The sequence below is a fragment of the Telluria sp. AZSoR62 genome (assembly GCF_058111565.1).
Map to the genome: position 1 here is coordinate 1 of NZ_JBYTST010000091.1, position 424 is coordinate 424.

General features: G+C 51.2%; 1 pseudogene. It reads right to left on the reverse strand.

The features are described from left to right. A pseudogene (locus tag AC3XQU_RS23010) lies at positions 1-381 on the reverse strand (hypothetical protein); the annotation flags it as partial. Positions 382-424: the final 43 nt, after the last annotated feature.

Sequence of the window (424 nt, forward strand, 5' to 3'; positions counted from 1 at the left end):
GAAAGGGCGCCAGGAAGGGTGGTGGCGGGGGTGTTTTGTTTCGGATACCCAGGCCGCCGCTGGCTGTGGGTCTGCCAAAAAAAGTATGTAATCCTTGATGTCCGTTACGTTCATTTGGGATAACTGTTTCGTCTTGGTAAACAACCCCCAAAGAATGAATCGCTCAGCTTCTTTACGCATGGCGCGTCTGGTTTTTGGGTTGTCTGTGGTTGTCTCAAGCCATATTACTGCGGCTTCAATATCTGAATTCGCTTGGATCAGGTCCGGAATTTCCGCTAGCGGCCTGATCGGCTTAGCTGTGTCCAGGAGGGCCAACTCTTTTACAGACTGAAAGTCGAGGGCAACGGGATGTGCACCAGGCATTTTTCTGAGCTCCTTCATAGATCAACCGGCCTAGTTCTTCCTGTGGACACGACCCAATCAT